Source organism: Allostigmatella hybrida, from assembly GCF_020103775.1.
Taxonomy (GTDB): Bacteria; Myxococcota; Myxococcia; order Myxococcales; family Myxococcaceae; genus Hyalangium; species Hyalangium aurantiaca.
Genome location: NZ_JAHXBH010000001.1, coordinates 100,135 through 117,370, shown reverse-complemented (window position 1 = coordinate 117,370; position 17,236 = coordinate 100,135). Strand labels below are relative to the sequence as shown.

The following is a 17,236-nucleotide window of genomic DNA, read 5'->3' as shown; positions in this document are numbered from 1 at the left end:
GGAACCTCTTCCCGGGCGAAAGCCCTCTTGCCCCTTTCCGAGCCGAGCCCGTGTCCGAATCCCCGTCCGACAACCGCTTCTGGTGGCCCTTCGAGCTGTCCCCCCGTGAGCAAGAGGCGTTCGACGCCTTCCGGGAGCGGATGCGGCGCGAACCCTGTGCCCTGGAGGTGGACGCCTGCCAGAAGGCGTCGGACCTGCTGGCCCACATGATGGGCCGGCACATCGATGAAATTCTGGAGCGCGACTCGCTGCCCCACACCGGCCACCTGCTCAATGGCTGGGGCAACGCGCGGCTGCGGGGCCGACCCCTGCTGGAGCACCTGGAGCCCTTCGTCCACCGCAACGAGGCCGGGCGCCCCTTCATCCTCCAGAGAGACCCCGAGGGCGAGTTCCACCCCTGGCAGGGCATCGCCTACACGGTGATGGCCGGCGTCTCCCCGGGCCACCCGCTGCCCGGCGCGCGCGCCTCCTTCCGGGAGATTGCCCTCAACAGCCGCCAGCTCAACGTGACGGACGGCATCGAGCTGGGACACCTGCTCTTCGCCCTGGCCTACCTGGAGCCCGAGCCCGCCCAGGCGCCCTTCTTCATGGGCGACGAGGTCCACGACGTGAAGTCCCTGCTGTCGTGCGCCGTGGAGGCGCACCACTACGGCGGCTTCGAGGTCTGCCGCAAGGTTCACCTCACGGAAGGGCTCTGCGCCGCGGCGGCGCGCATTCACGGCATGGAGGGCTTCCGGGAGGACGCCCAGGGCTTCCTGACGGGCCAGCTCGACATCCTCTTCCTGCTCGGCGCGGTGCTGGAGCAGGTGGACGTGCTCGCGGCCTCGGGCGGCCGGGCCGGGCCGGGCACCCTGCTGACCCAGCTTCGCGAGGCGATCCTCATCGAGAGCCCGCTGGAGAACCACTGCTACTACGCCGGGCACCTCATCGAGCTCGCGGGGCTGGCGCACGCGGCGGGCTACCCTATCGCGCCCGAGCACTGGAACGCCATGGCCTTCGTGGCCAACCGGCTCAACCGCACCCTGCCCCGCTTCCTGCCGTACACGGACTTCCAGGAGTGCTTCCTGCACTTCGGCCACTACCGCCGAGGCATCACCCTGCTCCAGGAGGCGCAGCGCGCCCGCGCCGAGGGCCGGGCCCTCACCCAGGAGGACTTCGCGCGCTTCACCGTGGACTTCGACGCCCTGCCGCCCCTGCCGGCCGGCGTCTCCCTGGAGCCGCTCGGGCCTTCGCCCGTGGAGGAAGGGCTCTACACGCTGGCCCCGCCCGCGCCCGGGGGACGCCCGGAGTTCGAGGACATCGTCGCGCGCTACTCACGCCATGCCCCGCCCCACCTCCAGGCCCGAGGCGGCTTCCCGCACTTCCGCCGCATGGGCCCCCCGTCCTGGCCACGCGCCATGCACTACGAGCTGCTCGACTACGGCGGCGACGTGGGCGTGGAGATCCACCTGGAGAGCGACGCGGTGCGCCCCATGGGCCCGCGCGTGAAGGAGCTGGTGGAGCGCGTGGCCCGGCGCTTCCCCGGCCGGGACGTGCACTGGGACGGGGACTGGTCCAAGGGCCGGGGCCGGCTGAAGGTGCTCTTCCCCCAGGAGCTGGCGCCCGAGGCCGTGGCGGAGGGCGTCCAGCAGCTCGTGGACGAGACCTTCTCGGCGCTCGACACGGCGGCCACCCAGTTGACCGTGCCGGTGGGGCCCTGGGCTTCTGCGCCTACGCGGCCGGGGTGAGGCCCCTCCTGCTCCGCTTGCGGGGCTCGGGCTCAACCCGGACGGCGCGCCCTTCCCACGTCTGCACGTCGTCCACGCGCGTGCCCCAGTAGTGGCCCCGCTGGTAGTTCTCCAGGCAGCGGGCGAGGTTGCGGTGCTCGCTGATGCCCCGGTTCTCGCCGCCGAGATCTCTCCGCTCGTCCCCGTGGGAGAGGTGGACGATGTTGCCGTGCTTGCGCTGTGACAGGCCCAGTTCCAGTTGCAGGCGCACGAGCAGGTCCAGGTCCTCCCAGCCCCAGCCGAACAGGTCCGAGTTCATCCCGTTCACCGCCTCGAAGTGCTTGCGGCGCAGCAGCACCATGCCGGGGCCACTGCGGCTGCCATCGCGCAGGTTCAGGTGATTGGTCTCCACGTGGGCGGTGCGGCCCTTGTTGTCCACGAAGCTCATCGCGTAGGACAGCTCGCGCAGGTACGAGCTGCGCTCGGTCTCGGGCTTCTCGGACTCGAAGACGCGGTCCACGGTGAGGAAGTACTTCGTGCCCAGGCGCTTCATGGACTCGCCCAGGAAGTCGCCGCGCAGGACAATGTCCGCATCGAGGAAGAAGAGGCGCTCGGCCTGGGCCAGGGACGCCCCGATGTTGAGCGCCAGCCCCTTGTTGAACATGGTGTCCGGCAGCTCCACGCCGCGCAGGCCCGGAAAGCGGTGCTCGCCGAGCAGCTCCCGGAAGGGCTTCGGGGCGCCGCCGCAGCTCACCACCAGCACCTCGTAGCCGTTCGCCACGAAGACGCGGCGGTTGCGCCGCAGGGTGATGCCGAGCTCGGGACGGTCTTTCCAGGGGATGATGATGGACAGTTCGGGACGGGCGCTCACCCGGGGAGCAAAGCCACGGGGGGCCTCCCCCGTCAATCTCCGCACAGGAGCAGCCCCTGTTGGAGGAAGTCCTCCACCCGCTCGCGGTGCCACAGCCCCTCGCGCTCCAGCTCCGCCACGGTGACAGGCTCGCGGCAGCGCTCGGCCAGGGCCTGCCCGGCCGCATCCAGCCGGAAGCGCGCGGGCCACGCCGCGTCCTCCAGCCGCCAGAGCCCAGGAGACTCCTCGGTGAGCGGGGCCGCCAGGGACAGGCGGGACCGGGGCCCCGGCACCGGCACGGGGCCGCTCGCGTAGTGGCGCACCTCGCGGGCGTAGAACTCCCAGGGCGTCGGCAGGGGCGGCAACAGGCCCGAGGGCTCCGGCGTGGGAGGCCGAGGCGCCAGCACCAGGGGCTGGGCGGGCCCTTCCCGACGGGCCTTCACCGCGCCCTCCACCGCCTCGCACAGCACGCGGGCACAGGTCTCCTCATTATAATGAGCGCGCACCCGCCTCACGGCCGCCTCGGAGAAGCGCTGGCGCAGCGCCGCGTCCGTGAGCAGCCGCTCCGCCGCGTCCACCCCGTGCAGGAGGTCCGAGCGCAGGCCCGAGCGCGTCACCCAGGTGGGCATGAGCGCCCCCGTCTCTCCCGGGACGACGGTGTCCTTCAGCCCGCCATATGCCGCACCCACCACGGGCACCCCGCAGGCCATGGCCTCCACCGGCACGTAGCCGAAGTTCTCGTCGATGGAGTGCGTGGGGTGGATGAGAACATCCAGCGCGGCGTACGCCGAGGCCAGGTCCTCGTCCTCCAGGTTCGCCGGAAAGTAGAACACGTCGTCGGTGAGCTGGAGCCCCGAGATGAGGCGGGCGATCTCCCCGGGGTAGTCGGGGGTGTAGCTCAGCACGGGGTAGTCCACCCAGTAGTTGCCAATCACCACCCCCGCCACGCGGCGCGGGTGCAGCCGCCGGCGAAGCTCCGCCAGCATGCGCAGGAACCGGTGCGCGTTCTTCTGCGGCACCAGCCGGCCGACGAAGCCCACCACCAGCTCATGGGACTCGATGCCGAGCAGCTCGCGGCACTCCGCCTTCTCGCGCGGGTGGAAGAGCGCCGCGTTGCCCGGCAGGGGCAGGTGGCACAGGTGCGGCGTCTCCCCGGCGAACACCTCCCGGAAGATGGCGATGTCCGAGGTGCAGTTGACGAGCAGCACGTCCGAGCGCGCCAGCGTGCCCAGCCGCGCGGCGAGGGCCTCCTGCTCCAGGATGGGCCCCCCGTGCATCGCGAAGAGGAAGGGCACCGGGACCCGGGGCCGCTCCTCCCACCCCCGGCGGCCGGAGAAGGAGAGCACGGCCTCCACGCCCTCGGGCACCGGAGCCCCCTCCTCCACCACCTCCAAGGTGAAGCGGGCGGAGAGCGCCCGCTCGTAGAAGCGGCGGGTCCGCTCCACGCTGGGCCAGGGGTGAGGACCGAATCCGAGCAGGGCAACGCGCATGGGCGCACAGTGGGCCAAGCCGTGCTTGTCGTGAACCCCCATTGTGTCATCTTCGGCGGGCTCTGCCGGGCATGCCCCGCTTCGCCGAGGTTCTCACCGAGGTTCCCTATGTCCTTGCTGTCCCCCGTGCTCCGGCGCCTGGCCGGCTGGCTCGCCCCGGTCACGGTGCTCTCCTTCTGCGCCTGCGCCACCGCGCGCCCGGAAACGCCCATGACGCCCTCCGCCGCCCCGCCCCCGGCCGAAGCCGCGCCCAAGCCTCCCATCGAGGTGGCGCTGACGTTCGATGATCTGCCCAGCCACGGCCCGGCGTTCCCCGGCGTGTCGCGCATGGCCGTCATCGAGTCCATCAACGCCACGCTGCGCAAGCACGGCGTGCCGTCCGCGGTCGGCTACGTCAACGGCCAGCTCGTGGAGCAGCAGCCCGCGGACCGGGCCGTCCTCGAAGCGTGGCTCGCGGCGGGCAACCTGCTGGGCAACCACACCTGGTCCCACGTGGACCTCGGGAAGGTGGGGCTCGCGGCGTACCTCCAGGACATCGACCGCAACGAGCCGCTGCTGCGCGAGCTGGCGGGCCCGGGCACCCCGGAGCGCGCGTGGAAGACGTTCCGGTACCCCTTTCTCCAGGAGGGCGTGGACGCGGAGTCCCGCACCGCCATCCGCGCTCACCTCGCCGGCAAGGGCTACCGCGTGGCGCAGGTGACCATCGACTTCGGGGACTGGGCGTGGAACGAGGCCGCGGCGCGCTGCGCGGCCCAGGGCAAGCCCCAGCTTCAGGAGTCGCTGCGAAAGGGCTACCAGAAGACCGCGCGCTCCTTCCTGCGCTGGGCGGATGCCGCCGCGCAGCAGGTGTTCGGCCGCCGCATCCGCCACGTGCTGCTGCTGCACGCGGGCTCCTTCCAGGCCGATACCCTGGACGCGTTGCTCACCAGCTACGAGAAGGCGGGCGTCCGCTTCATCACCCTCGACGCGGCGATGGAGGACCCCATCTACGCGGAGGACCCCGGCATCGCCCAGACATGGGGCGACAGCTTCATCGAGCAGGTCATCCAGGCGCGCAAGCCGCCGCACCCGCCCTTCCCGCTCCAGCCCTTGGACTTGCTGGAGGCCATCTGCCGCTGAGGGCTCAGCGGAGCTGGGCCGCTACCAGCTCGGCGTAGCGCCCCCCGTGGGCGAGCAGCTCCTCGTGGCGGCCGGACTCGACCAGGCGGCCCTCATCCAGGGTCAGGATGAGGTCGGCGCCCATGATGGTGCTGAGCCGGTGGGCGATGACGATGCGCGTGCAGGACAGGCCCGAGAGCGCCTGCTGCACCTGGGACTCGGTGATGGCATCCAGGGCGCTCGTGGCCTCGTCCAACAGGAGGATGGCGGGCTTGCGCACCAGGGCCCGCGCCAGCGCCAGCCGCTGCCGCTGCCCGCCGGACAGCGAGGTGCCCTGGTCCACGAGCGGCGACTCGTAGCCCATGGGCATGGCGAGCACCTCGTCATGAAGCTGCGCCAGCCGGGCCGCCTCCACCACCGCGTCCAGGGTCAGGCTGGGGTCCGCCAGGGCGATGTTGGAGCGCACGGTGGAGCCGAACACGTACGGGTTCTGCATGACGATGCCGAGCTGGCGCCGCACGCCCCGCAGGTCCAACTCGAACAGGTCCTGCCCGTCGTAGAGGATGCGCCCCGAGTCGGGCCGGTACATGCCCAGCAGCAGGCGCGCCAGGGTGGACTTGCCGGAGCCGGAGCGCCCCACGATGGCCACGAGCTGGCCGGGGCGGATGTCGAGCGAGATGTCCTCCAGGATGAGCGGCCCCTGGCGGGCATAGCGGAAGGACACCTTCTCCAGGGAGATTCCCCCTTGCAGCTTGGGACACGGCCGCACCTGCGCGGACTGCTCCCGGGGGGTGTCGAGCACATCGTCGATGCGCGCCAGGTAGGTGCCCAGGAGCTGGAACTGCATCACCGTGGAGACCAGGTTGGACAGAGGGCCCAGGAACCCGAGCGCCAGCGCGTTGAGCGCCAGCATGGCGCCCAGGCTCAGCTCGCCCTGGAGCACCTGGCTCGCGCCGAAGCACAGGATGAGGAGCGGTGAGCCCAGGCGCAGCGTGCCCATGAAGGACTCGGTAAGCAGCGACAGCCGGCCCCGCTCCAGCGCCACGTTGAGCACGTCCACGAAGAGGCTGGACCAGTGCTCCAGCGCCCGGGGCTCGCAGCCGGTGGCCTTGAGCGTCTCGATGCCCGCCAGGACTTCGATTTGATACGCCTGCGAGCGCGCCTCCGTCTCCAGGTTGCGCGCCATCAGCTCGCGCTGCTTGCGGCGGGAGACGAGGAAGATGGACACCTGGGCGAACCCCAGCACCAGCACCACCGCGCACATGGCCGGGCTGGCCACGAGCAGCACTCCCAGGTACCCCAGCACCATCGCCCCATCCAGCAGGCCGGACAGCGCCCCGGAGGTGAGCAGCTCGCGCACGGTGGTGTTGCTGTTGAGGCGGTTGCTCAGGTCTCCGGCGGTGCGCTGCTGGAAGAAGGCATAGGGCAGCTCCATCAGGTGCTCGATGAAGCCGAGCGTCACCCGCGCATCGAACTCGGTGCGCAGGTGCAGGAGCAGGTGCGAGCGCACCAGCGAGGTGAGCAGTTGGAAGAGCAGGAGCCCCACGGAGCCCGCGCCCAGCACCCACAACAGGGCCGTGTCGCCCCGGGGAATCACCCGGTCCGTGACGAGCCCAATGAGGACCGGCGGGCCCAGCGCGAACGTCTGCACCATGAGCGAGGTGACGAGGATGCGCCCCAGGAGCGCCCGGTGCGACAGCAGGTGGCGCACGTAGCGCCACGAGGAGCGCGCCTCGCGCCCGGCCCGCTCGAAGGACTCCGAGGGCTCCAGCAGCACCGCCACGCCCGTGAAGTGCCGGCGGAACTGCTCCAGCGGCACCGCGCGCCGGCCCATGGCCGGGTCCACGATGTCCACGTGCCCCGCGCGCAGCCCCTCGAAGACGACGAAGTGGCGGAAGTCCCAGTGGAGGATGGAGCCCTTGGGCAGGTACTCCAGGTCCTCCATCTCCAGGCGCGTGCCCCGGCCCCGCAGGCCATACCGGTGCGCCGCGTCGAGGATGTCCAGCGCGCTCACCCCGTTGACGTTCACCCCCATCACGTCCCGCACTTCCTCCATGGGGACGTCCCGGCCGAAGTAGGCCAGCACCATGGCGAGGCACGCCGCACCGCACTCGGACACGCTCACCTGCTGCACGTGCGGAATGCGCTTCCCGGCGGGCTCCAGGCCCAGCCGCTTCAGCACCGGGAACCGTTCGAGGAGGGACGGGGAGGACTCGGACATGACGGAAGGGGCGCGGGCCTCAGGGCCAGACGGCCCGGAGCCCCGGAATGAGCATCAACAGGATGGGCTGTGAGCGCACGCGGGCATCCGCCTCGCCCAGCATCCCATCGAAGTACGGGAAGCGCTCGCCATCCGCCAGGAAAGAGCGGGAGGCCACGCGCGAGCGCACCAGCACCACCGCCCCGTTCACCTGCAGGCTCGCCGACAGCGTGGGGCCCAGGGCCCGCTGCACTTCCTGGGGACCCACCAGCTCGCCGCCGACTTCATCGATGGTGAGCTCCTGGTACTGGTGGTGGAAGCCGCGCAGCTCCAGGCGCAGCGGCTTGCCCACGGCGAGCAGCGGCCGGTACTCCCCGGGCAGCATGGCCGTCACCACCGCGGCCGAGTCCTCCCGCATCAGCGAGGCCACCAGCTCTCCTTCCGCGAGGTGCTGGCCCCGGCGGATGCGCACGTCGCTCACGATGCCCGCCTCGGGCGCGCGCACCGTCCACTGCTCCAGCCGCGCCCGCGCCAGCTCCAGTTGCGCCCGCACCGAGGCCAGCGCCTGGCTCACCCCTTCGTCCGAGGGCGACCGCAGGCGCTGGCGCAGCAGCAGCTCGAACTCCCGCTCGTAGCGCTCCAGCTCGGCCAGCTCCGCCGCCGCGCCCAGCCGGGCCAGCACCTGCCCCGCGGCCACGCGCTCGCCCGAGCGCACCTCCACGGAGGCCACGGTGCCGCGCACGGGCGAGGGCAGGTCCATGCGCCCCTCAAGCTGCACCACCGCCGGGCCTTCCGCGTACTCGGACACGTGCACGAGGGCACTGAAGACGAGCGCGAAGACGCACGCCCCGAGCAGCACCCAGAACACCGGGCCCGTCCATTGGGGGGAGAGCTTCAACAGCCCGCCGCGCTCGCCGCCCTGCGCGTAGTGCTGGAGCGCCTCCGTCCTGAACAGCCCCGCGCCCTCGTCCTCCACAGCGGCCTCTCTCCTCCGGAAAGGTCCAGCGTAGCCCCCACCCGAGGGCCCCGCAATCTCTCGCCCTGCGGGGCCCTCAGCGGGCCTGCGCGCTGTGGGGCAGCACGCGCGCCGCGGTGCCCACCACCAGCCCCTCCACCTCCCCTTGCGCCTCGAACGCCGCCTGGGCGAACACCATGCGCGAGGCGGCATCCACCTCGGGCGCCACCTCCCGCACGTGCCCCTTCACGGTGCGCCCCAGCGACGGCAGCTCCACCCACACGGGCGAGCCCACGCGCACCTCGCCCAGCGCCTCCTCGGGAATGGCGAAGCGCACCTGCACGGGCCCCTCCCGGAGCAGCCGCAGCAGGAGCGCGCCACTGGCCACCCACCCGCCTGGGTCCACCCGGCGCTCCACCACCTTGCCCGCGCCCGGGGCCCGGAGCGTCGCCTCCTCCAGCCGCTGGCGGGACTGGGCCCGCAGCGCCCGCCGCTCGCGCACCTGCGCCTGGGCCGCGGTGAGGCGGATCCGCGCGCTCTGCTCCTGGTGGCGCGCCGTGGCCAGTTCCTGCTCGGAGAAGGCCTCGGTGGGCGAGCGCAGGTAGCGCGCCAGCGTCTCTCCCGCCTCGCGCGTCTCCAGCTCCAGCCGGCTCACCTCGGCCTCGGCCGCCGCCAGCCGCGCCTCCGCCATGGCCGTCTCCTGCTGCACCGGCCGCGGATCGAGCCGCCCCAGCTCCGCCCCCGCCGCCACCGCGTCGCCGGGCCGCACGGTGAGCTGCTCCAGCCGGCCCTCGAACGGGGCGCGGATCTCCACGCTCTCGCTGACGGCGACGCCCACGAAGCCCCGGGGCTCCCGGCGCGTGGGCCCGGCGGGCACGTCCCGGTGCGTCACCGCCGGGGGCGCCTCCGCGGGCCGCGACGAGCGCGCCCCGGCCCAGAGGGCCACGCCCAGGGCCCCGGCGAGCGCCAGGCCCCACGCCACCTTGCTGCTCACGCCTCCTCGCACAGTGCCACGGCTCCCCGCTTGGACGGGCGCCATGATAGTTCCGGTTCGTCCGCGCGTGGGCTAAGAGCCACCCCCTCACCCTCAAGGGGGATGGTTTCCCATGAAGAAGATGCTGACCCGGAGCGTGGTGTGTGCGGCGCTGGCCCTGTCGTCGGGCGCCCTGGCCCAGGATGCGGAGACGGCGGCGGCGCCCCAGGCGCCCGCGGTGAACAAGCCGAGCGCCGAGGCCGTGAAGGACACCTGGAACTACTTCTACAAGGGCAAGGACCAGGGCCCCGTCCTCGTCGAGGCCAAGGTCTGCACCGAGGTGGCCAAGGACGGCCCCAACAAGTTCGACTGCCTCACCGAGGTGGACCCCGCCGTGGGCGTGAAGGCCAATGCCACCGGCCTGATGCTGTGGCAGTCCTACCTCGTCCCCCAGGGTGCCGTCGTCGAGGACATCATGGTCCAGACCAAGCAGGGCACCACCGTGCGCGAGACCAAGGACGTGAAGCTCAAGGGCGAGGGCTGGCGCACCCGCCAGTGGACCGGCCTCCGGCTGAACAAGCCGGGAAACTGGACGGTCGCGATTCTCCGGGGAGATCAAGTACTCCAGGAGATCCAGGTCAAAGTAAATTGAGTCACGGTCGCCGGACGCAGCCGTTCGGCGCCCCACGCCTGCCTGCCCTCAGGGACGCTTGCCTGGGTGGGCACCCCTTCCTTTTTGCGCGGAGGGGGGCAGAAAACTTTGCAGGTTCAGCGGACTTCGAGCCCCTCCCTCCGGGCCGGCTTCGCCTCCTTTTTCCGAGCGGAAGTGCGCGCGGAGCGCGGGTGGCACCCCCCATGCAATGAAACCCTTCGCAGGTTCGAAGGGCAGGGGTGGCAGGGCGGGCAGGTGGGGTGAGGCGGGGGCGGGGGATGGTGGGGTGGGTTCGGGGCGTGGGCGGGGTGTTCGCGGTGGGGTGGCTCCTCGCGGGATGCGAGAAAGCGCCCCCTGCCGCGGGGGTGGAAGGAGCGGGTCTCGAGGAAGTAAGGCCGGCCGCGGGTGAGGGCATGGGTGGCGCCGAGGGGCGGCGGGCGCTGGCGCTGGGGGTCAGCCAGGCGTTACGTGCCGCGGTGGCACCCAATGGGGATGTCCTCCTGGCGGCTGACTACGAGAGACCTGTGAGCCTGGGCGGGAAACCCCTGCCCTTCGAACGTGAAGTCTCGGGGCCCCACATGCTGGTGGCCCGTCTGTCCTCTCAAGGGGAGCTGCGCTGGGCCCAGGGGCTCGTCCCTGCTGGGAAGGGCGCCGTGCGCGCCCAGGTGGGGGCCGTGGCCGTGGAGCCCGAAGGCGGCATGGTGCTGGCGGGCACCTCCGCGGGCTTCCAGCTCGGCGGCGCATGGCTCGCCGAGGGGCCTTTTCTCGCGCGGCTGTCCCCGGAGGGGCACCTGGACTGGACGCGCTCCTTTCCCGGCGAGGGCCCCTTCACGGTGACGGCGCTGGCGGTGGAGCCCTCCTCGGGCGAACTGGTGATGACGGGGGACTTCGGCGGCCAGAGGGACTTCGGCACCGGCCCCCTCTCGGTGCCGGTGGACCGGTCCGGCGCCTTCGTGGCGCGCTTCTCCGCGGCGGGCGAGCCGCGCTGGAGCCGCGCGCTGGGCAGCCTCCGGGGGGATGTCTCCGCGCGTGCCGTGGCGGTGGACGCGCAAGGGGACATCCTCGTCGCGGGCGGCTACTCGGGCGCGGTGAGCTTCGGCGGCGCCACGTTCGCCACCGTCCTGTCCCGGACGCCGTACCTCCTCAAGCTGTCGCCGGAAGGCCGCCACCGCTGGAGCCATGACGTGACGGGCGCGGAGGGCACCGCCCAGGCGGTGGCCGTGGGGCCCGAGCGCGTCTTCGTGTCCGGCACGTACACGGGCCGCTTCTTCTTCCAGAGCGCGACGTTCCAGTCCGATTGGCAGGATGGGTTCTTGATTGCCTATGACCCGCAGGGCCACTCCCGCTGGGCGCGCTCCTTCGCCGCCTCGGCCACGGCGCTGGCCACGGATGGCGCGGGCCAGGTGCTGGTGGCCGGCGAGCACGATGGTGGAAGGGATTGGGAGGCAGGGGGAAGCGCGGGCCTCTATGTGAGTAAACTTTTGCCCGAGGATGGCACGTCCGTGTGGTCCCGGGGCTATGCCAGCCGGGGCGAGGCCCGGGCCCATACGTTGGGCATCGACGCCACCGGACAGGCCCACGTGGCGGGCAGCCTGGTGCAGGCGCGGGGGCCCGGCCAGGGGCCTTTCCGTGAGGGGTTCCTGCTGCCCGTGCAGCCCTGAGCCTTCGTCCCTTCTGTGTGTCATTGGGACGTGAGCCGCTATTGATTTGCCCCGGCATTGAGCGTTAACTCCTGCACAGAGGGAGGGGCCAGGTCATCGCTTGAGGCTTCGCAGGTCAAGGAGCCGAGGGCTCTCGCTGCACGAGGCGCCTCCCTTCCCTGTCGAGGAGGAGTCCATGGCGGACACCGCAGCCACCAGCGAGTTGAAGGCGTACATCCAGAAGAAGTTCTGCGAGAGCGTGGGGATGCCGTCGGAGGCCGTGTTCGGGCCCGACCTGACGCTGGCGGAGATCATCGCCCGCTCCGAGAAGATGACCAACAGCGTGGACCTGATGGAGTCGTTCGCGCGGACCGCCAACGCCCTGCGCAAGGATCACGACATCCGCATCCGGCTGCCCGCGCTCGCGCTGGACGCGCCGATTTCCAAGGTCCTCGAGCTCCTCATGGAAGAGATCGCCCGTCAGCAGGGGAGGCCGGCATGAGCACGCACACCAAGCGCGTCGACAGTGGACAGCCGCAGCCCCATGTCACGGCGCAGCACGTGGAGGTGCCGGTGCAGGCCGAGGACACCCGGGAGGCCGGCAAGCCGGTCATCGTCGCGGACCTCTACCGGGCATTCACCGAGGAGGGCCGCTCTCTGGTGGACATCACCTGGGAGCAGCAACGCCTGCACGAGTCCCGGCGCTGGAGTGTCATGGAGGCGCTGTCCGCGATCGACGTGGAGAGCGTGTCCCAGTCGGACCGGCTGCTGGTGTGGAACGCGGGACGGGCGGAGCTCACCACCAAGCCCGGCGCGGACCGGCTGGCGCGGCTGTCCGACAGCGAGTGCCGCCGGTGGCAGGGCAAGAACGCCACCGTCGCCTCCATCATGCAGGCCTGTGGCACCTGGAGCCGCTACTGGAACGAGGAGGAGGCGCACCACGAGACCAGCTTCAACCGGCTGGCCACCCTGTTCGGGCTCGAGCGCGTCTCGGACGAGACCTTCATCGAGTTCCGGAAGATTTTCCCGGATGACGACATGCTCCGCACGCTGACGCTGCTGGCGGTCTCGGAGATCGTCGCCGCGGTCAATTACGGGAACTGCGCGCGCGTCATCCAACAACCGGGCCTCAAGGCGCTCTTCAAGCAGGTGGGGGCGGACGAGATTCAGCACATGAACTACTTCGTCGCGTTCGCCAAGGCCCTGGTGGACAGCGGGGAGTACCACGCGAAGGAGGCGTTCGCGGTGGCGTACTTCTTCCTGCGCGATGACGGAGAGGTGCACGGCAGCAAGCGCGAGCGCGTGGTGCAGCGGGACACCCACGTCAACTGGTGGGATCAGCTCGAGTACCGCGAGGGCATGTACTCGCCGGACGCGATCGACAAAAAGGAGATGCTGATCTTCAACGCGCTCAAGCGCATCACCGGCATCACCGTCTCCTCGGCCGAAGAGGTCAAGGACAAGTGGATGGAACTGGTCGGCTGCTGATTGGCCCCGCTCCGGGAGTCTCCTGTCTTGCGCCTCGAAGAATCGTCTCTGCTCCTGCGCGTCCGGCCCAATGACCTGGACAGCCTGGGCCACGTGAACAACGCGATCGCCCTGGAGTACCTGGAGGCGGGGCGGTGGGCGTGGATGGATTTGCACTCCCTGCGCCGGGGTGGCGGCATCATCGCCGTCACCCTGCGCATCGAGGTGGACTACAAGCGTGAGATCGCCCCACAAGAGGTGGTGGTGCGCACACGGCTGGAAGAGCCGCTCGCGGAGGAGGTGGAGGACGTGGATGCGATCCACTACCGGGCGCGCTTCCATCAGCAGATCCTCGTGGACTCCGGGCGGACCGTAGCGGTCGAGGCGCGCGTGCAGGCGGCCTTCGTCAGCACGGAGGATCGCGCCGTGCGCTCCGTGCAGGAGTTCCTCGCCTCCGCTCGGCAACCGGCTTCCTGAGCAAAGGTCTCGACACACATGTCTCAGCCTACCCCCGTCAGCACGCCGCCCTCCTCCCCCCACCCCGCGCCCGCCACGGGGCTGATCCGAAACGAGTGGTGGACCGAGGCCACCGGAGGCCATCAGCTCCACGTCCTGGAAGCGCGCAGCGAGACGGCTCAGAGCGCGGCAGGGGTCGGCATCCTGTGCCTGCACGGGCTGTTCTCCGATGCGCGCTTCTTCCTGAGCTCGAACGGCACGGGACCCGCGCGCTACTTCATCGATCAAGGCTGCACGGTCTACGCCGCGGAGCTTCGGGGCCACGGAGGCAGCCGGTGGCCCGAGAAGCGGGTGTGGGATTGGAGCTTCGACACCTACGCGCAGCAGGACATCCCGGCCCTGGTGCGCGCGGCACGGGAGCGGCACACCGGCCCCCTCTTTCTGCTGGCCCACAGCATGGCCGGCTATGCGGCGCTCGCCGGGCTGGGACTCCAGCCCGAGGTCCAGCGCATGCTGAGTGGTGTGTGTGTGTTGTCCTCGGCCGTGAATGACTACAGCGATGGAGGGCTGAAGAAGGCGCTCATGGTCCGCTTCTCCAGCCAGCTGGCCGGGATGCTGGGCCGCTTCCCCGCCAAGGCGCTCAAGCAGGGCCCCGCGGATGAGCCCGCCGCGCTCATGCGGCAGTTCGCCGACTGGGCTCCCACGGGTGCGTTCCGGAGCCTGGACGGGGCCACGGACTACTGGCAGGCCCTGGGGCAGGTGACGCTCCCCGTGTTCTCCGGCGTGGGGGAGGCCGATGTGTTCCATGCTTCGCCGCGCCGCGCCGGGAAGCTCGTGGAGAAGCTGGGCAGCGGGGACAAGACGCTCGTCATCTGCGGGCGCTCTCACGGCTTCGCGAGCGACTTCGGCCACTTCGATATCCTCCGCGGCAGCCGGGCCCAGCAGGAGGTCCTCCCGCGCGTCCATGAGTGGATGCGCGCCCACGCAGGCGGCGCCTGACCGCGGAGGGGGACGGCGATGCTCGACGTCATCCAACGGTTGGCAGAGACCGATGCCCGCCGCGGGCTGTATCTGGTCGAAGACTTCTTCACGCCGCCGGTCCTGCTGCCCTATGCCCGCTTTCCAGCCCGGGTGGCGGCCTGTGCGGAGCACTTCCGGGCCCAGGGCATTCAGCGCGGCGACCACGTCGTGCTGCCCTTCGAGACAACGGAGGCGGCTCTCTTCTCGCTGTTCGGCTTGATGGAGGTGGGGGCCATCCCGCTCTCGGTGAAGCCCTATATTCTCAGCACGCCCCGGCAGGGCTACCGCGAGTTCCTGGGGCGGCTCTCCGAGCGCTACCCGGTGCACCGGATCCTCGACGTGCCAAGCCTCGGCGAGCTGGAGCTGCCGCTGCGCCGGGTGCCGCTGCCGCCCGCGGGGGCCCACCTGGAAGGCGTCCGGCTGCGCGAGATGGGGCCCGAGGAGCTGGCCTTCGTGCAGTTCTCGTCGGGCTCGACGTCGTTTCCCAAGGGCGTCCCCATCACCCAGCGCAATCTGCTCGCCAACCTGCGGATGATCAGCCAGCACGACGGCCGGACGGCGGAGGACCGGGGCGTGATGTGGCTGCCGCTCTACCATGACATGGGGCTGATCGGCCTGCTGACGTGCATCTACGCGGGCGTCGATGCCTACGTCAGCCAGCCCGTCAGCTTCCTCATGGATCCGATGGGCTGGCTGGAGTTCATGTCCGAGCGGCGCGCCACCCTCTCCGTCATCCCGAACTTCGCGATCGACTACGCGCTCAAGACGATGCGCGAGCTGGAGCCCAAGCATCTCGCGCGCGTGGAGCTCTCCGCGCTGCGCAACGTCTACTTGGGCAGCGAGCCCATCAACATCCCGAACCTGGAGCTGTTCACGGAGATGCTCGCGCCCCGGGGACTGAGGCGCGAGGCGATCAAGCCCTGCTACGGCATGGCCGAGGCGGTGCTGATGGTGGCCTGTGTGGGCCGGGACGAGGCCTGGCGGGCCGTCACCGCCCCCAACGGGCAGCAGGCCATCTCGGTGGGACGGCCTCTGGCGGAGTTCGAGGTGCGGCTGCGCACCGAAGACGGCGCGCTCTGTGGCGAGCGGGAGCTGGGGGAGATCGAACTGAAGGGCGGGAGCCTCGCGGACTCGTACTACACGGACGAGCGCCCGCTCCGGAACGGCGAGGGCTACTACCCCAGCGGGGATCTGGGCTTCCTGCAGGACGGCGAGCTGTTCATCACCGGGCGCATCAACGATCGCATCAAGGTCAACGGGCAGAGCTACTTCTCCAGTGACTTCGAGCAGGCCATCGAGCAGCTCCCGTTCATTCGCCCTGGGAGGTCCGTGGTCATCCAGACGCAGGGGCGCGTGGTGGTGCTCGCCGAGGTCAGCCACGCGGCGGCGCTCCAGCAGCGAGCCCAGAGCCAGCTCCAGGTGTGTGAGAAGCTCCTGGCGGTGGTGGGCGTGTCGGTGGCGCAGGAGGACGTGCTGTTCATCCGCTACGGGCAGATCCAGAAGACGAGCAGCGGCAAGCTCCAGCGCCGGGCCATCACCGAGGCCTACGTGCAAGGGCAGCTCCGCATCGCCACGCCCATGGAGCTGCGCGCGGACTGGCTGCGGATGCGCGCGCAACGGCTTTTCTTTGGCTCGCTGCTCGACGTCCGGAAGCGCGGCAGCCGGTGGCTCCAGTCCGGGCAGCAGGCGCTCCAATCGGTGATTCGCGGCCCGAAGCGCTGAGCAGCAGGGGGCCGCCGCCGTCTGGGGATGGCTCAGCGCTCCGCGCGGAAGGCGGGAGGATCCACGCGGGTGGCGCGGCACTGGGGACAGGCGCCCGGGCGGGTGAAGCGCTTGCGGTCCCGGAAGACGAAGCCGCAGGCGAGGCACTCCGCGGGCAGCACCTCCAGCCGTCCCCCCGAGGCCTGGAGGGACTTCTGCAGGTGGACGAGGTGCTCGGCCACGTCCTTCTCGGAGATGCCCACCGCGGCGGACAGCTCGCGCGCGGTGAGGCCCGCCTCGGGGGCGGCCACGAGCGCGGCCTCCAGCGCGGCGCGCACCGTGGTGGTTCGCGCTTGAGGGACTTGCTCGCTCATCCGCCCACGGGTCCCAGGTCCGTCATCCGCTCCCGGCCCAGGTGCATGCCGCTGGTGCAGCGGTAGTCCGTGAGCAGGGAGGCCACGAGCAGCGCGGCGCCCGCCACCACCTGCACCGCGGCCACGGCGGGCGCGCGGCGGGCATAGCCGCCCACGAAGGGCGCGGCGAGCACGGCCAGGCCCCAGCCGTAGTCGGCCAGCTCGTGCAGCTCGATGGGCACCAGCCGCGAGAGGCTCAGCCGGGTGTCCGTGAGCAGGCTCAGGCCGGCGAACCCCAGGCCCAGGGCCACGCTTGCCCGCCGGGCGGCCGGCTCGGAAGAGAGGCAGCCGGCCCCGGCGACGCCCAGGCCCACGGCGTAGTCGAGCAGGGAGTGGGTGCCTTGAGGCACCCAGCGGCGCAAGGGCAGCTCGCCGGGAAGGGGGTGGGCGGGAATTCCCGCCGCCGCGCTCCGGTCCCACATGTGGCGCAGGGAGCCCTGCACGGTGTGCGAGGAGCCACCTCGCAGGTGGGAAGAGCGCTCGCCAGGAGGGGAATCGGCCATGTGCAACTCCTTGGGAAGGTATCCTTCCAAGCTAGGCATGGCCGGGGCCGGAGAGGATGGGGCGGGATGTTCTCTCCTGGCCAGGGCGTTTCCCCAATTGTCCACCGGGCGA

The 17,236-nt window shown here is 71.1% G+C and carries 16 protein-coding genes; 9 read left to right on the top strand and 7 right to left on the bottom strand.

What is annotated here, in order from left to right:
• The first annotated feature begins 50 nt into the window (after positions 1–50).
• Complete coding sequence (locus KY661_RS00460; RefSeq protein ID WP_225408295.1) at positions 51–1,727, top strand: hypothetical protein; 1,677 nt, start codon at positions 51–53, stop codon at positions 1,725–1,727.
• On the opposite strand, the gene KY661_RS00455 is transcribed toward KY661_RS00460, so the two are convergent.
• Both KY661_RS00455 and KY661_RS00450 read right to left on the bottom strand, forming a co-directional pair.
• Entirely contained in the window at positions 1,711–2,577 is an 867-nt protein-coding gene (locus tag KY661_RS00455) for a glycosyltransferase family 2 protein (RefSeq protein ID WP_225408294.1), read from the bottom strand. The genes KY661_RS00460 and KY661_RS00455 overlap by 17 nt on opposite strands.
• Before the next feature lie 32 nt (positions 2,578–2,609).
• Positions 2,610–4,046, bottom strand: a complete 1,437-nt coding sequence (locus tag KY661_RS00450) for a glycosyltransferase family 4 protein (RefSeq protein ID WP_225408293.1) — start codon at positions 4,044–4,046, stop codon at positions 2,610–2,612.
• Between the two features lie 108 nt (positions 4,047–4,154).
• Here KY661_RS00450 and KY661_RS00445 point away from each other — a divergent pair, with 108 nt between their 5' ends.
• Positions 4,155–5,165, top strand: a complete 1,011-nt coding sequence (locus KY661_RS00445) for a polysaccharide deacetylase family protein (RefSeq protein WP_225408292.1) — start codon at positions 4,155–4,157, stop codon at positions 5,163–5,165.
• 4 nt (positions 5,166–5,169) lie between these two features.
• Here the strand turns inward: KY661_RS00445 and KY661_RS00440 are convergent, their stop codons facing one another.
• The 3 genes from KY661_RS00440 to KY661_RS00430 all read right to left on the bottom strand — a co-directional run bounded on the left by KY661_RS00440 (position 5,170) and on the right by KY661_RS00430 (position 9,293).
• Positions 5,170–7,365: a peptidase domain-containing ABC transporter gene (locus tag KY661_RS00440; RefSeq protein WP_225408291.1), complete on the bottom strand. Its 2,196-nt coding sequence runs from the start codon at positions 7,363–7,365 to the stop codon at positions 5,170–5,172.
• Positions 7,366–7,384: 19 nt separating this feature from the next.
• On the bottom strand, positions 7,385–8,320 hold the full coding sequence (locus tag KY661_RS00435; RefSeq protein ID WP_225408290.1) for an efflux RND transporter periplasmic adaptor subunit: 936 nt from the start codon (positions 8,318–8,320) through the stop codon (positions 7,385–7,387).
• 76 nt (positions 8,321–8,396) lie between these two features.
• Positions 8,397–9,293: an efflux RND transporter periplasmic adaptor subunit gene (locus tag KY661_RS00430; protein WP_225408289.1), complete on the bottom strand. Its 897-nt coding sequence runs from the start codon at positions 9,291–9,293 to the stop codon at positions 8,397–8,399.
• A gap of 112 nt (positions 9,294–9,405) precedes the next feature.
• On the opposite strand from KY661_RS00430, the gene KY661_RS00425 reads away from it, so the two are divergent.
• From KY661_RS00425 to KY661_RS00395, 7 genes are all read left to right on the top strand, one after another.
• Complete coding sequence (locus tag KY661_RS00425) at positions 9,406–9,924, top strand: acid shock protein (protein WP_225408288.1); 519 nt, start codon at positions 9,406–9,408, stop codon at positions 9,922–9,924.
• A gap of 278 nt (positions 9,925–10,202) precedes the next feature.
• Positions 10,203–11,585, top strand: a complete 1,383-nt coding sequence (locus KY661_RS00420; protein WP_225408287.1) for a hypothetical protein — start codon at positions 10,203–10,205, stop codon at positions 11,583–11,585.
• Positions 11,586–11,760: 175 nt separating this feature from the next.
• The gene (locus KY661_RS00415; protein ID WP_225408286.1) at positions 11,761–12,066 is read left to right on the top strand and encodes a hypothetical protein; all 306 of its coding nucleotides are present in this window, start codon (positions 11,761–11,763) and stop codon (positions 12,064–12,066) included.
• A complete protein-coding gene (locus KY661_RS00410) occupies positions 12,063–13,052 on the top strand; it encodes a ferritin-like domain-containing protein (RefSeq protein WP_225408285.1) in 990 nt (329 codons plus the stop codon). Before KY661_RS00415 ends, KY661_RS00410 begins: the two co-directional genes overlap by 4 nt.
• A 27-nt stretch (positions 13,053–13,079) precedes the next feature.
• Positions 13,080–13,508 carry an acyl-CoA thioesterase gene (locus tag KY661_RS00405; protein ID WP_225408284.1) on the top strand — a complete coding sequence of 143 codons (429 nt, stop codon included), beginning with the start codon at positions 13,080–13,082 and terminating at the stop codon, positions 13,506–13,508.
• Positions 13,509–13,526: 18 nt separating this feature from the next.
• Positions 13,527–14,486 (top strand): alpha/beta fold hydrolase, encoded by a 960-nt coding sequence (locus tag KY661_RS00400; protein ID WP_225408283.1) that lies wholly within the window; start codon positions 13,527–13,529, stop codon positions 14,484–14,486.
• Positions 14,487–14,504: 18 nt separating this feature from the next.
• Positions 14,505–16,229: an AMP-binding protein gene (locus KY661_RS00395; RefSeq protein ID WP_225408282.1), complete on the top strand. Its 1,725-nt coding sequence runs from the start codon at positions 14,505–14,507 to the stop codon at positions 16,227–16,229.
• A gap of 32 nt (positions 16,230–16,261) precedes the next feature.
• On the opposite strand, the gene KY661_RS00390 is transcribed toward KY661_RS00395, so the two are convergent.
• On the bottom strand, positions 16,262–16,582 hold the full coding sequence (locus KY661_RS00390; RefSeq protein ID WP_225408281.1) for a transcriptional regulator: 321 nt from the start codon (positions 16,580–16,582) through the stop codon (positions 16,262–16,264).
• Positions 16,579–17,124: a hypothetical protein gene (locus KY661_RS00385; RefSeq protein WP_225408280.1), complete on the bottom strand. Its 546-nt coding sequence runs from the start codon at positions 17,122–17,124 to the stop codon at positions 16,579–16,581. Before KY661_RS00385 ends, KY661_RS00390 begins: the two co-directional genes overlap by 4 nt.
• Positions 17,125–17,236 lie beyond the last annotated feature (112 nt).